This is a genomic window from Flavobacterium sp. N1736, from assembly GCF_025947065.1.
Taxonomy (GTDB): Bacteria; Bacteroidota; Bacteroidia; order Flavobacteriales; family Flavobacteriaceae; genus Flavobacterium.
Genome location: NZ_CP109994.1, coordinates 3,287,655 through 3,302,730, shown reverse-complemented (window position 1 = coordinate 3,302,730; position 15,076 = coordinate 3,287,655). Strand labels below are relative to the sequence as shown.

Below are 15,076 nucleotides of genomic sequence, written 5' to 3'. Positions count from 1 at the left end.
TGTCAAAGTTTTAAACTTAGACAAAGATGTCGCAACACAATTAATTTGCTATTTTTTCAATATTGTTCTGAGTATCTTCTAATAATTTTTCTGATGAAATATCACTTTCAATTGCCTTCAAAACCATTTGATCGATTAACTCTGCTACTTTTGGCCACACCGGGGTTTGCGGTAAAGTCAAAGCATTTTCGTGCAGCATTTCGAGTTTGTGATAAAACGGAATGATTTTATTGATTTCTTCATCATTCCAGGTTGATTTTCTACAGCCAATTCCTCCTTCATTTGTCAATAATTTATCACTTTTTGGAGACGTAGCAAATCTTAAAAAATCATAAGCAAGTTCTTTATGTTTACTTCCAATGCCAATTGTATAAAGCCAATAAACATTCAAAGAAGCCGTTTTGTAATTTTGATCAAAGGGAAGTTCTGTAATGTCAACTTTGCCTTTTACTTTCGATTCTTCAATTACTTCACACATCGAGGCAAATCCAAACCAGTTAATTGCCATTGCTGCCTGTCCTTCGGCGAAAGCCAAACCAGCTTCAACTGAACCAAAATTTTTAGATTTTGGATGAACCGCATTTTTATTATTTACAATATCTCTATAAAAATCTAACGCTTCTATTGCTACAGTCTGATTAATATTAATTTTATTCTGATGATCTAATAACGATCCGCCACGTGTCCATAATTGCAGGCAAAAATCAAAAACCATATTATGCCCGTCCGGATAATTGGCAAAAACACAACCATACAAATTTTCTTCCGGGCGATTAAAAAATTCAGCAATTTGAACAAATTCTTGCCAAGTTTTTGGAGGATTTAATTCATAACCAAATTGATTTTTGAAGCTTTGTTTTTCAATTTCATCTTCAAATAAATCTTTTCTAAAAATTAAACATTCCGGACCATCGTGAAAAGGCAATCCGTAAGTTCCGTTATTTATTTGCTGTAAATTCAACAACGATTTATGCCATCCTTGCGGATAATCTTTCGGAGGATTTTGATTGATAAATGAGGTTAAATCCAGAACAACTTTTTCATTTGCAGCATCAAAAATCCAATCAGTATTAATGTGAGCAATATCCCAAGTGCCATTTTTTAAACCTTTATTGGTAATAGTTTCTTCATAAAGATCATGTAATTCAAGAGGAATCATTTCAGCTTCGATCTGAATATTATATTTAAGACAAAACAAATCCCATAACTTTTGAAGCGTACTTTCAAAAGGATCAAATTTTCTAACTGCAATTCTTAATTTTTTCATTTATACAGTTATAAATTCTTTAGTAATCTTTTCGTTATCCTGACCCAATTTTGGAGAACCTTTGTCTGAAGTTAAATATTCGCCATCAATTTTAATCGGACAACGTGTTGTTTGGTACGAATAGCCATCTAACATTTCAACCTTCTGCGTAAAATCTAAAACTTTAAAACCTTCTTCTTCGAAAAGCTGTTGATAATTTAAAACTCCGGCACACCAAATATCTGCCGGTTCTAAAATATTCAGCCAAAAATCTGTATTTTGAGTTTGTAAATGTTCAGCCAGAATATTTTTTATTTCATCTCTTAAATGAAATTTATTTTCAGGAAATTGCAATAATCCATCACATTTTAAAAGTGACGCCAAAACAGGAATCGAGCCCATTGCCAAAGCTAAAAAGCCATTATTCGTTTTATAAATTCCGTAAGGAGCACCTAAATAAGCGTGCGCATTATTGGTCTTGGTACGAACAGGCAATTCGCCGCCATCATTAAAAAAAGTAGTAATCGTTTCAAATTGAAAATCAAAAGCAGATTCTAACATACTTACCTGAACAGAAGCTCCAATATTATGTGTTGCTTTTCGATACAAAGCCGCTAAAATTCCCTGAGCTAAATGCGCTCCGGCAAGCATATCTACAATCGACAATCCCATTGGTACAGGACCATCTTCCTGATTTCCGCTCAACCAGGTTAAAGCCGTTAAAGACTGTAATAATAAATCTTGTCCCGGTAAATCTTTTAAATCCGGATGAGTACCAAAACCAGAAATCGAACCATAAATTACATTTGGATTTATAGCTTTAACCTCTTCGTAACTCAATCCCACGCGTTCCATTACGCCTGGTCTGAAATTATGCATGACAACATCGGCTTTAGCCAATAATTTTTTTAACTTTTCAAGTTCCTCAGGTTGTTTAAAATCAATCGCAAAAGATTCTTTATTCCTGTTGATCGTATGAAAAACGGAAGATTCTCCGTTCATAATCAAATCAGAAGTATACAGAGTTCTGCAAATATCTCCCGTTCCCGGTTTTTCAATTTTTATAACGCGCGCGCCCAAATCAGCCAATCGTAAACTTGCTGACGGACCAGAAAGAAACTGGCTAAAATCTACTATTAAATAATCTTCTAAAGGTTTCATCTATTCGCTTAAAAATTGTTCGTGTATTCTTGAGTTATCTTCTCCAACTTTTGGAGCTGCTTTTGTGCTTGTTAAGATTTTTCCGTCAAGCTGAATTGGACTTCTTGTTGTCACCAAATTTTCTCCGGCAGAATTTTGAACTGTTTGTTTCAATTGCAATTCATTTACAAAAGCCTGCTTATCTAATTCCTCATAATTTAGCACTTTTCCAGACCAAATTCCTTCTTTTTGAAGCAAATTCATCCAATAATCAGATGTTTGAGTTATTATTTTTTCAGCTAATAATTCTCTGATTTCATCTCTAAAAGTAAACCAGTCTTGTTTATCAGCATAATGATTTAAATCAACACCTAAAGTATTTCCAATAAAAAGTAAATCTCCCATTGCCAGCGAAATATAACCGTCTTGTGTTTGATAAACGCCATAAGGAGCGCTTAAAAAAGCATGAGCACTTCCTTTTACATCGCCTCTTTCCGGCAATTGCCCGCCATCATTTAAGAAAGATGTAATCGCTTCAAATTGAACATCCAAAACAGATTCCAGTAAACTTACTTCAACCAAAACACCTTTTCCGGTTTTAGCTCTTTTCAATAAAGCCGCTAAAATTCCCTGAACAAAATGATTTCCGCACATTAAATCGGCTACAGCCAAACCAAACGGAACCGGACCCTGACTTTTTCTGCCGCTCAGCCAGCTTAATCCCGAAAGCGATTGTAATAACAAATCCTGTCCGGGTTTTTTTGCCCACGGGCCAATATTTCCGTAGCCCGTAATTGTTCCGTAAATTATTTTTGGATTAATATTCAAGGTTTCATTAAAATCCAATCCTATTTTTTCCATCACGCCAGATCTGAAATTATGCGTCATAATATCAGCTTTGGCAATTAATTTTTTGATCAGAATCAAATCTTCCGGATTTTTAAGATCGGCCGCAAAAGATTCTTTATTTCTGTTAATCGTATGAAATAGCAAACTGCTGTCATCAACAAAAAGATCCTTAATACTTAACTGCCTGCACGCTTCGCCTTTTATCGGGCGTTCAATTTTAATTACGCGTGCGCCTAAATCTGCTAGTTTTAATCCGGCAGAAGGTCCTGCCAAAAACTGGCAAAATTCTAATACAACTAATCCTTCTAATGGTTTCATGCCGTAATTAAATTTAAAGACTTTGTATAAAGCGAATTCAGTACTTCTAAAACCAAATCTTCATTTCCACCATTCATTAAATAATCACGAACTACATCGCCCGCATGATCCTGAAAATACATGTGTCCTGAATATCTTGGGCGCAGGAAAGCTCTTTCTAAAGCGGGTAAAGTATTTTTGAAATAATCGTGTGTCAACGAATTGATTCGATCACTTTTCCAAGCCTGAAGATGTCCGGGTTGTCCGCCATTGTCAGCAAAAATATTTTGTTGTGTATGAGAAGAACCTGTAAATTCAGCATATTTAATAGCTTCAGGAATATGTTTGCTAAATGAAGAAACAGCCAATCCCGTTCCGCCCAATGAGCTAATCATCGGTTGATCGTTCAAACGAACTAAATCATAAAAATGAAGCAATTTTCTACCATATCCCATTCTCGAATAATTAGAATATCCGTAAGCAAAAGGGCAGTAGGCAATTTCATCAGAATTTACCATTGCTTCATAAACCTGAATCGGGTTTCTGTTAAAGTTTTCCGGATCAATTAATTGTGCCAATTCCCGAAACATTTGCAGCGCTTTTTTTCCTGTTTCCGGAGAAATAACTTTTTCTGTAGATTGAAAAGGAGCTTCGCCCAAACTACAGCAAAACATATAAAAGCTCATCAAAACATCAACTGGAATTCCTGCAAAAGCAACCAGTCCTCTTTTGGCCAAAACCAATAAATCATCATATGTTTGTGGCACTTTTAATCCTTCTTTTTCTAAAATATCCAAACGAGCGGCAGCAACCGGAGTCGCCGCGTCGATTGGCAGCGCCCATAATTTATCGTTAAAAACGTAACTTCCGTAAGAACGCCCAACAGTATTTAATTCCTGATCTTTTATATATTCTGATGATAAATAATCTGATAATGGTAAGATGGCTTTTGTTTGTGCGCCAAAACCTGTCCAAGGGTGATCGATTACAAGCAAATCAAATCTTTTTGCTAAATCTTCGATAGAAGCATCTGCAAATTCTTGTAAACTTCTTTTCTCCCAGGTAATTTCAACTCCGGGATTTAGTTCTGTAAATCGCTGGGCTGTAGCAACCATTGGCAATAAACCTCTTGTATGATTCCAGGTTATCCCTTTTAATATCGTCATTTTTAGTAAAATTTATATTGATGATTTTATTTGAAAATTAATAAATGTAAAAAATACAATTACAAAAATAGAAATAAGATTGAATTGCGCAATGATTGATAAGTTTATTAACACTCATTTTTTGAAGTATGTTGATCTTATGGGTATTTTTTTTACAAACGGCGTAAAAAATGTTATAATTTATTAAAGTTTAATCATTTTGAGACATTCATATAAAAATATATCTCAAATATTAATATTAAAATATACTTTTGTAATTGTGGTTTTTACATTTATTAAATTATAAACGAATTATGAATGTTTGAACGACATCAAATACATAAATGACTAAATAATAATAACATGTTTTCATTAAAAAATAAAAAAGCAGTAATAACCGGAGGAGGCAGCGGAATAGGAAGAGCGATTGCAACCTTGTTTGCCAAGCAAGGTGCCGAAGTTCATATTATAGATTTAACAATCGAAAGCGCTCAGGATGCATTAGACGAAATTTTAAAATCTGGAGGAAATGCTTTTTCTTATGCCTGTAATGTTGCAAATCAGGAAGACGTAAAAGCAACATTCGAAAAAATAGGTAACATTAATATTCTAATAAATAACGCCGGAATCGCTCATATTGGAAAAGTAGATACTACGCCTGCATCTGATTTTGATCGCGTTATGGATGTAAATGTAAAAGGAGTTTACAACTGTTTGTTTGCTGCGATTCCACAATTCAGACTTTCAAACGGCGGTGTAATTATCAACATGGCATCAATTGCGGCATGGGTTGGTATACCTGATCGATTTGCCTATTCTACAGCAAAAGGTGCAGTTATGGCAATGACATTATCTGTAGCAAAAGATTATATAGGAGAAAATATTCGTTGCAATTCTATTTCTCCGGCAAGAGTTCATACGCCATTTGTTGATGGTTTTATTTCGAAAAACTACGCTGGTAAAGAGGCAGAAATGTTCGAAAAATTATCACAATCACAACCAATCGGGCGAATGGGAAAACCGGATGAAATTGCAGCTTTGGCATTATACTTATGCAGCGACGAAGCCGGATTTATTACAGGCTGTGATTACCCTATTGATGGAGGATTTATAAAATTAAATAATTAAAAAAAGATACTAAGGTTCTAAGTTGCTGAGTTACTAAGGTTTTTCAGCCAACTAAACTTAGCAACTTAGAACCTTAGCCACTTAGTAACTTAAAAAAATAAGAGAAATGAAATTAATACGTTTTGGAGAAATCGGAAAAGAAAAACCAGGAGTTTTAATTGGTGAAAAAAGATTTGATGTTTCGGCAATTGTAACAGATTTTAATGAAAGTTTTTTTGAAGAAAATGGTTTGGAAAAATTGCAAAAAGCATTAGAAAGTAATCCGACTTTACCAGAAGTTGACGCAAATGTACGTTTAGGATCTCCGGTTGCGAGACCTTCAAAAATAATATGTATTGGTTTAAATTATGTAGACCATTGTTTAGAAACTAATGCACCAATTCCAACAGAGCCAATCATCTTTTTTAAATCAACGACTTCATTATGTGGTCCTGATGATGATGTGGTAATACCTAAAAACAGTGTAAAAACAGATTGGGAAGTAGAACTGGCATTTGTAGTTGGTAAAAAAGCAAGTTATGTTGAAGAAGCCGAAGCTTTAGATTATGTTGCAGGTTATGCTTTATTGAATGATTACAGCGAAAGAGAATTTCAAATAGAACGCGGCGGACAATGGGCAAAAGGTAAAGGATGCGACACATTTGCACCACTTGGACCATTTTTGGCTACAAAAGATGAAGTAAAAGATGTTGATAATTTATCAATGTGGCTTACTGTAAACGGTAAAAAATATCAGGACAGTAACACACTGAATTTAGTTTTCAAAATTCCATTTTTAGTGCATTATTTAAGTCAGTTTATGACATTGCTTCCTGGCGATATCATTAGTACAGGAACGCCTCCGGGAGTTGGACTAGGAATAAAACCGGATCCAATTTACCTAAAACCGGGCGATGTTGTAGAGCTTGGAATTGAAGGTTTGGGTACAAGTAAACAAACTGCGGTGGCTTACAAAAAGTAATTTAAAAAGCTAAAAATGAAATTTATAGTATGTGAAAAACCACAGGAATTTCTTTTGAAAGAAAAACCAATTCCGGAACCAAAAGAAGGAGAGGTTTTACTGAAAATAAAAAGAATAGGAATTTGTGGTACCGATATTCATGCGTTTGGAGGAACCCAGCCGTATTTTGAGTATCCAAGAATTTTAGGACATGAACTTGCCGCAGAATATGTAAAAGGAAATGCAAAAGGTTTTGAACCCGGCGATAAAGTAACTTTTATCCCGTATTTCAATTGCGGAAAATGTGTTGCCTGCAGAAACGGCTTAACGAATTGCTGTGTAAATATTAAAGTTTTCGGAGTGCATATTGATGGCGGAATGGCAGAATATGTAACAATTCCAGAACAATATTTATTACACGGTCAAGGTTTGGATTATGATGAACTGGCTTTAGTTGAACCGCTTGCAATCGCGGCGCACGGAGTAAGGAGAGCTGCAGTAAAATCGACAGATACTGTTTTAGTAATGGGCGCCGGACCAATTGGTATCGGACTGATTCAGTTTGCTAAAATAGCCGGAGCAAAAGTGATCGTAATGGATATTAACGAATACAGATTAGGTTTTTGTAAAGACGAATTAAATGCTGATGAAACCATAAATCCATTGCATGATGACGTTGCTCAAAAACTGGCAGAACTTACAAACGGCGATATGGCGAATGTTGTTATTGATGCAACCGGAAACAGAAATGTGATGAATAGTGCGTTTAATTATATTTCGCATGGCGGAAGATTTGTTTTAGTCGGACTTCAAAAAGGAGAATTGAGTTTCAGTCATCCCGATTTTCATAAAAGAGAATCAACTTTAATGAGCAGCAGAAATGCAACTATTGAAGATTTCGAATATGTAATGAAATGTTTGAAGGAAGGTAAAATTGATCCGAAAAAATACATTACACACAGAACCAGTTTCTCAGACATGATTACTGATTTTGGACAATTAATTGATCCGAAAAATAATGTAATTAAAGCATTAATCGAAATAGAATAAAATTATTAGTAAAATGTAAAATGTGAATTCTGTTGTGAAAAATTTAAGTAAAACCTAAGTTATATAGTATTCATTTTACATCTTAAAAATCACATATCGCAATCTACATTTCACATTTTACAAAATTACTTCTAACATAATAAAAAAATGGATTTAAATTTAAGAAATAAAATTATTGTTGTTTCAGGTTCTGCCGGAAAGCAGGGAAGTATCGGAGAAACTATCATTAACCGAATTGCAGATGAGGGTGCGATTCCGGTTTTGGTCGACAGAAACAGCAGAGGAGCAGATTATGCCGCAGCGTTTCAAAAAAGAGGAATAGATTCTTTATTTGTACCGACCGATGTAACTGATCCAATAGAAATTGAAAACGCAGTTAAAAAAATCGTTGAAAAATACGGAAGAATTGATGCCGTAATTAACAACGTTGGTGTAAATGACGGTGCAGGTTTAGATTCAAGTTACGAAGAATTCATGAATTCTTTGAAACTGAATGTAGTAAGCTATTTTTTATTGGTAAAATATGCACTTCCATATTTAAAAGAATCAAAAGGAAATATTTTGAATATTGGCTCAAAAGTAGCTTTAACAGGTCAGGGCGGAACTTCTGGTTACGCTGCTGCAAAAGGTGGAGTTTTAGGATTAACCAGAGAATGGGCAGTAGATTTAATTCAATTCGAAATTCGTTCGAACGCCATTATTATTGCTGAAAGTTATACTCCGGCATATGAAGACTGGATTAAAACATTACCGGATGGCGAAACCGTTTTGAAAAAAATCAACAAAAGTATTCCGTTTGAAGGCAGAATGACCAAAACAGAAGAAATTGCAGATACCGCACTTTTTATTATTTCAGATCGTTCGTCACACACAACCGGGCAATTTGTTTTTGTTGATGGCGGTTACGTGCACTTAGATCGCGCTTTAATCAACGATGTAAATTAATTCAACATGAATAACCGAATTGATGCACATCAGCATTTTTGGAAATTCGATCCCGTAAGAGACAGTTGGATTGATGAAACGATGCAGGAAATTCAAAGAGATTTTTTGCCCGAAGATCTTTTGCCGTTGCTTCAGGAAAATCAGTTTTCAGGTTGTGTAGCCGTTCAGGCAAGTCAATCAGAAGAAGAAACTAATTTTTTAACAGAACTCGCAGCAAAAAATGGCTTTATAAAAGGAGTTGTTGGCTGGGTAGATTTACGTGATAAAAACATTGAAGAACGATTAAATCATTTTTCTGCGAATAAAATAATTAAAGGATTTCGACATGTCGTTCAGGGTGAACCAGATGATTTTATGTTAAGAAAAGATTTTCAAAACGGAATTTCAGCTCTAAAACAATTCGATTATACATACGATATTCTTATTTTTCATCGTCAGTTATCAGCCGCAATACATTTGGCAAATCAGTTTCCGGATCAGCCTTTTGTAATTGATCATATTGCTAAACCCGATATAAAATCAGGAGATATTGCATCATGGAAAAAAGGAATTGAGGAAATTTCAAAAACCAAAAATGTGTTGTGTAAAATTTCAGGAATGGTTACAGAAGCTAATTGGAAAACCTGGAAAGCCGATGATTTAAAACCATATTTAGATGTTATTTTCGAAAACTTTTCGACAGATAAACTCATGTTCGGATCAGATTGGCCGGTTTTGAATGTAGCTTCAAATTATACAGAAGTTGTAAAAACGCTGGAAGATTATATGTCACAATTATCGCTTCAGGATCAAAATAAAATTTGGTATGAAAATGCTATATCATTTTACAAACTTTAATCACTTGGATGTAATGCAAAAAAAATTTCTATGTTTCTATGTGTTAAAAATAATTAGACTCATTGGGTAAACTTTAGTTCAAAAACAATAAATTTTTGAGAAAAAGTGCTTTCAAATTGATCAAATTTGGAAGCATTTTTTTGTTTTAAGAATCGATATTTTGAAGTTTCGGACTTCATTATTCCAATTAATTTTTCAATCAAATTGAAAAAAAATAATGCCAATATTATTAATTTTTTAGAATTTCTATAGATTAAGTCTATTTTAAAAATTACTTTAAAAAGCACTTTTTTCGATACTATTTGCCTTCTTTCTTGCCTGTAAATTTATCAGTTTATGTCTAATTTTCATGTAATTACGCCTGTTTTTTGTTACATTCTTTTTTTGGATTTTTCCACTCTTTTGGTATTTGGTTCAATTGTTAATATTTAGTATTCAGTTAAATACGTTCTTTTTCATAAAGGATAGTACAGGATAGTTATGTTTTTTACATTCTCTTATTTTACACAACAAGATTACAACCAAAAACAATATACAATGTCGAATACAAATACCACACATATGAAGTTTAAGCACGTGAGCTACCTTTGGGATGAAGCCAAAGCAGCAGCCCTGGCAGGAGATGAAGTAGCGCTTTTCATTTATCGTTCTAATTTACTTGGCGCCGATTTACGATTGACCAATTACGGAGGAGGAAACACTTCTGTAAAAATTACAGACAAAGACCCTTTAACGGGAGAAAGCTCAGAAGTAATGTGGATCAAAGGATCAGGCGGGGATATTGGAACGCTGACAAAATCAGGTTGTGCGGCACTTTATTTAGAAAGACTTCGTAATCTGGAAAACGTATACAGAGGTATTGAATTCGAAGATGAAATGGTAGAACTTTTCAACCATTGTATTTTTGACCTTGCTTCAAAAGCACCGTCAATCGATACGCCATTGCACGGATTCTTGCCATTTAAACATATCGACCATTTGCATCCCGATGCGGCAATTGCAATCGCTGCGGCAAAAGACGGGGCAAAAATTACCGAAGAATTATTCGACGGAGAAATTGGCTGGGTAGGCTGGCAGCGTCCGGGGTTCGACTTGGGACTTCAGCTAAGAAGCTGTCTGGAAGAAGCAGAGAAAAAAGGAAAAAAACTACGCGGCATCATGCTGGGTTCCCACGGACTTTTTACCTGGGGAGACACAGCCTACGAAAGTTACATCAACACCCTTGAAGTAATCGAGAAATGCGCGACATATTTAGAGAATAACTACGGAAAAAAACGTCCTGTTTTTGGAGGACAAAAAATACAAAGTCTGCCGGAAGAAGCAAGAAAACTAAAAGCAGCAAAAGTAGCGCCAATCCTGAGAGGATTCTGCTCGTCAGAACGCCAGATGATTGGACATTATACCGATGATCAAAGAGTTTTGGAATTCATCAATTCAAATGATCTTGAAAAACTGGCTCCGCTTGGAACTTCATGTCCGGACCACTTTTTAAGAACCAAAATCAGTCCGCTTGTTTTGGAACTTGACCCAAACGAAGATTTATCAGATGTAAACGCCATCAAAGCAAAACTACAGCCTGCTTTTGAAGCCTACAGAGCGATGTACAAGGATTATTACAATACCTGCAAAAAATCAAATTCGCCTGCAATGCGTGACCCAAATCCTGTGGTTATTTTATATCCCGGAGTTGGAATGTTCACTTTTGCCAAAGATAAAACCATGGCAAGACTGGCATCAGAATATTATGTGAATGCAGTGAATGTTATGAAAGGCGCAGAAGCCGTTTCTGAATATACCTCACTTCCGCATCAGGAAGCTTTTGATATCGAGTATTGGTTATTGGAAGAAGCAAAACTGCAAAGAATGCCAAAACCAAAAGCACTTTCAGGAAGAGTTGCCTTAATTACCGGATCAGCCGGAGGAATAGGAAAAGCAATTGCCAAAAAGTTTGCACAGGAAGGCGCTTGCGTAATTATCAACGACATCAACGAAGAACGTTTGGAAGAAGCCACAAAAGACTTCATAAAAACCTTTGGAAAAGATGCCGTTTCAAGCACACTTTTAAATGTTACAAACGAAAACAGCACCGAAAAAGCATTAGACGAAGCCTGTCTTGCTTTTGGAGGAGTTGATATCGTGGTCAACAATGCCGGAATCAGCATCTCAAAATCAATCGCCGAACATACGCTCGAAGAATGGGACAGATTATACGATATTCTGGTAAAAGGCCAATTCATAGTGTCAAAAGCGGGAATCGAAGTAATGCGCAAACAGGGATTTGGCGGAGACATTGTAAACATCGTATCAAAAAACGCTGTTGTTGCAGGACCAAACAATCCGGGTTACGGATCAGCAAAAGCGGCTCAGGCACATTTAACACGCCTTATGGCAGCAGAATTGGGACCTGATAAAATTCGTGTAAACACGGTAAATCCTGATGCCGTGATCTCAGATTCAAATATTTGGTCTGGAGGCTGGGCAGAAGGAAGAGCCAAAGCATACGGTGTTACGGTAGAAGAATTACCGGCATATTATGCCAAACGCACCTTATTAAATGAAATCATATTGCCTGATGATATTGCCAATGCATGTTTTGCATTTACAGGAGGATTGTTGAGCAAATCAACAGGAAACGCCTTAAATGTAGACGGCGGTGTAGCAATGGGCTTTTATAGATAAAAATAGTTTTTTTTAAGTTTGTTTAAGCAAAAGTGGTTTTTTGTGATCTAGCGTCCGGCATTGTCGGACGTTATTTTTTATACCTTATTTTGATATTATTTGTGGTAAAAACATATAATGTGTAAAAACTACACTTATTTTTGTAAATTGCAGGGAGGTACAGGATGCTAATATTTTAGGCTTACTTTAAATTGGTGCCAGATAATGGAAAAATGTTAAAATAGTTGAGAGTGTAAGTTTTTAGTAGTAAAAATTTATAGTTTAAATTATTTTTAGGCAGTATAAAAATTAAAAACATAAAATGCGTTTAAATACTCTTCATAAAATATTTACAGTTTTTTTAATCATCTGTTCTGTATTTTCAGTTTCGGCTGCTGAAATTTGGGTTTCAACAACCGGAAAAGATACAAATGAGGGCACCAAAGCAAGTCCGCTCGCAACCGTACAAATGGCAGTGAGAAAAGCAAGAGAATTGCGCCGTTTAAAAGATCCTTCGATAAAAGACGGTATTCATATTATAGTACAAAACGGAACTTATTATTTAAACGAACCATTATTTATAAGACCAGAAGATTCAGGAACTCCGGAAAGTCCAACAACAATTGAAGCCGATGCAAATGCAAGACCAATAATTAGCGGTGGATTTGAAATAAAAAACTGGAAAAAAGGTGCAGTTATAAATGGAATAAAAAAAGCAAATGTCTGGATAGCCGATGCGCCTCAAAAAGCGGGTGAAATTATCAATTACAGACAATTGTGGGTTAATGGAAAAAAAGCCGTTAGAGCAAAAAGTACATCTGGAAACCAAATGGATAGAATTCTTTCGTGGGATGCGGCAACAGAAACCTGTTGGATTCCGTTTAAAGATAAATCCATAAAGTACGAACCGGGAATGGAAATGTTTATTATTCAATGGTGGTCGACTGCAAATCTTCGAATCAAAAATATTGAAGTTCAAAAAGACAGCGCCAGACTTTCATTCGAACAGCCGGAAAGCCGAATTCAAAGTGAACATCCCTGGCCAGCGCCGTGGATTTCTAAAAACAACGGAAATTCTGCATTTTTTCTAAACAACGGAATCTCGATGTTGAACGAACCCGGAGAATGGTATTTGGACAAAAAAAATGCTAAAATTTATTATATTCCGAGAGAAGGAGAAGATTTGAATGCTGCAAAAATAACCGTTCCGGTTTTAGAAAATTTAATAGAAATTAAAGGAACAATTGATTCTCCGGTACATCATTTCAGATTTAAAGGAATCTCATTTCAATACAGCAATTGGCTTCGTCCTTCGCAGCAAGGTCACGTTCCGTTGCAGGCGGGAATGTATTTATTAGATGCTTATAAATTGAAAAATCCCGGAACTCCAAATCAGGCAAATTTAGAAAATCAAGGCTGGGTAGGAAGACCACGAGCAGCCGTTGAAATAAATTATGCCCATAACAATCAATTCGAATCGTGTCGTTTTGAGCATTTATCATCAACCGGATTAGATCTCAATAAAGGAACAAATCACAATAGTATCAAAGGAAATTTATTTAAAGATATTGGCGGAAATGCTATCAATATTGGTGTTTTCTCTGAAGAAGCTTTCGAAGCGCATTTGCCATTAGTCATCAAAGACGAAAGAGAAATTTGTTCTGATGAAGTAATTGCCGACAATTTAATTACCAATGTTGCCAATGAAGATTGGGGTTGCTTAGGAATTGCAGCCGGTTTTATAAAAAATGGTACGATAGAACATAACGAAATTTCGGATGTTGCTTATAGCGGAATTTCGATGGGTTGGGGTTGGACACACACTAAAAATGTGATGGAGAATAATAAAATAATCGGAAATAAAATTCATCATTACGCCAAACATCTGCACGATGTTTCCGGAATTTATACACTTTCGTCTCAGCCAAACAGCCGAATAGAAGAAAATTATATAGATAAAGTATACAATAGTCCGTATGCACACGATCCGTTTTTGTGGTTGTATTTGTATACAGATGAAGGAAGTCAGGGATTTACGATTAAAAATAACTGGATTGCAACAGAAAAAATTCTAAAAAATAATAACGGTCCGGAAGGAAACATTTGGGAAAATAATAATCCATACGTAAGTGCCAAAATAAAAGAGGCAGCCGGAATTAGAGCGCCTTACATCGATTTGACAAAAGAAGTTGTAATTGATGAAAAGTGGGGTTTACAAGAATTACCAAAAGCTGTTGTAATCGAAATGATAGGTTCTGATTTTGATATAGAAAAAGTAAAATCTACGATAAAAGGTTTCAGAATTGCTGGTGAATCTTTATACCAATGGAAAAATCATTTGGTGATTTACGGAAAAATGAATCAACCGGAAAGAACGAAAAAGAAGTTGGCTTTAGCCTATCCATCGGCACAAATAAAAATTTACGAAAACCCGATTTATGATTTCCAAAATTTTGAAAGATGCAAAGACTCAAAACCCGTATTTGAATGGGAAAATATTGTTTTAACCGCCAATTTAGTTGATGATTCAAAAATGCAAAAAGAATATGTAGATTATCACACAACACAATTCGAAAAATGGCCCGAAATCGCAAAAGGATTCTGCAATGCCGATTTTCAGCAGTTACAGGTTTTTAAAAATGAAAAACAATTGATGTTGATTATCAGTATTCCGAAAGGAGAAAATCTGGACAAACTAAATCCAAAAACAACCGAAAATAATCCGCGTGTAGACGAATGGAACGCCTTAATGAAAAAATACCAAACCGGAATCGAAGGCGCAAAACCAGACGAAACCTGGATATTCCTGAATAAAATAGAATCTAAATAATTACGTATCGG

General features: G+C 35.3%; 11 protein-coding genes. 7 read left to right on the top strand and 4 right to left on the bottom strand.

Annotated features, from left to right (window positions below; translation table 11 throughout):
• Nucleotides 1-40: 40 nt before the first annotated feature.
• Genes OLM54_RS14085 through OLM54_RS14070 form a run of 4 tightly spaced genes read right to left on the bottom strand, consistent with a single transcriptional unit; the run spans nucleotide 41 to nucleotide 4,698 of the window.
• On the bottom strand, nucleotides 41-1,267 hold the full coding sequence (locus OLM54_RS14085; RefSeq protein WP_264535225.1) for an ABC transporter substrate-binding protein: 1,227 nt from the start codon (nucleotides 1,265-1,267) through the stop codon (nucleotides 41-43).
• Complete coding sequence (locus OLM54_RS14080; protein WP_264535224.1) at nucleotides 1,268-2,407, bottom strand: CaiB/BaiF CoA transferase family protein; 1,140 nt, start codon at nucleotides 2,405-2,407, stop codon at nucleotides 1,268-1,270.
• Nucleotides 2,408-3,553, bottom strand: coding sequence for a CaiB/BaiF CoA transferase family protein (locus OLM54_RS14075; protein ID WP_264535223.1), 1,146 nt, complete (start codon nucleotides 3,551-3,553; stop codon nucleotides 2,408-2,410).
• Nucleotides 3,550-4,698 carry an ABC transporter substrate-binding protein gene (locus tag OLM54_RS14070; protein ID WP_264535222.1) on the bottom strand — a complete coding sequence of 383 codons (1,149 nt, stop codon included), beginning with the start codon at nucleotides 4,696-4,698 and terminating at the stop codon, nucleotides 3,550-3,552. The genes OLM54_RS14075 and OLM54_RS14070 overlap by 4 nt, the downstream gene beginning before the upstream one ends.
• A 342-nt stretch (nucleotides 4,699-5,040) precedes the next feature.
• Here OLM54_RS14070 and OLM54_RS14065 point away from each other — a divergent pair, with 342 nt between their 5' ends.
• The 7 genes from OLM54_RS14065 to OLM54_RS14035 all read left to right on the top strand — a co-directional run bounded on the left by OLM54_RS14065 (nucleotide 5,041) and on the right by OLM54_RS14035 (nucleotide 15,065).
• Entirely contained in the window at nucleotides 5,041-5,805 is a 765-nt protein-coding gene (locus OLM54_RS14065) for an SDR family NAD(P)-dependent oxidoreductase (RefSeq protein ID WP_264535221.1), read from the top strand.
• Nucleotides 5,806-5,911: 106 nt separating this feature from the next.
• The gene (locus tag OLM54_RS14060) at nucleotides 5,912-6,766 is read left to right on the top strand and encodes a fumarylacetoacetate hydrolase family protein (protein WP_264535220.1); all 855 of its coding nucleotides are present in this window, start codon (nucleotides 5,912-5,914) and stop codon (nucleotides 6,764-6,766) included.
• A 15-nt stretch (nucleotides 6,767-6,781) separates the two neighbouring features.
• Nucleotides 6,782-7,795 (top strand): zinc-binding alcohol dehydrogenase family protein, encoded by a 1,014-nt coding sequence (locus OLM54_RS14055; protein ID WP_264535219.1) that lies wholly within the window; start codon nucleotides 6,782-6,784, stop codon nucleotides 7,793-7,795.
• Nucleotides 7,796-7,942: 147 nt separating this feature from the next.
• Nucleotides 7,943-8,740, top strand: a complete 798-nt coding sequence (locus OLM54_RS14050) for an SDR family oxidoreductase (RefSeq protein WP_264535218.1) — start codon at nucleotides 7,943-7,945, stop codon at nucleotides 8,738-8,740.
• A gap of 6 nt (nucleotides 8,741-8,746) precedes the next feature.
• Nucleotides 8,747-9,577, top strand: coding sequence for an amidohydrolase family protein (locus OLM54_RS14045; RefSeq protein ID WP_264535217.1), 831 nt, complete (start codon nucleotides 8,747-8,749; stop codon nucleotides 9,575-9,577).
• 537 nt (nucleotides 9,578-10,114) lie between these two features.
• Nucleotides 10,115-12,256, top strand: coding sequence for a bifunctional aldolase/short-chain dehydrogenase (locus OLM54_RS14040; RefSeq protein ID WP_264535216.1), 2,142 nt, complete (start codon nucleotides 10,115-10,117; stop codon nucleotides 12,254-12,256).
• A gap of 301 nt (nucleotides 12,257-12,557) precedes the next feature.
• A complete protein-coding gene (locus tag OLM54_RS14035; protein WP_264535215.1) occupies nucleotides 12,558-15,065 on the top strand; it encodes an L-rhamnose mutarotase in 2,508 nt (835 codons plus the stop codon).
• The last annotated feature ends 11 nt before the right edge of the window (nucleotides 15,066-15,076 follow it).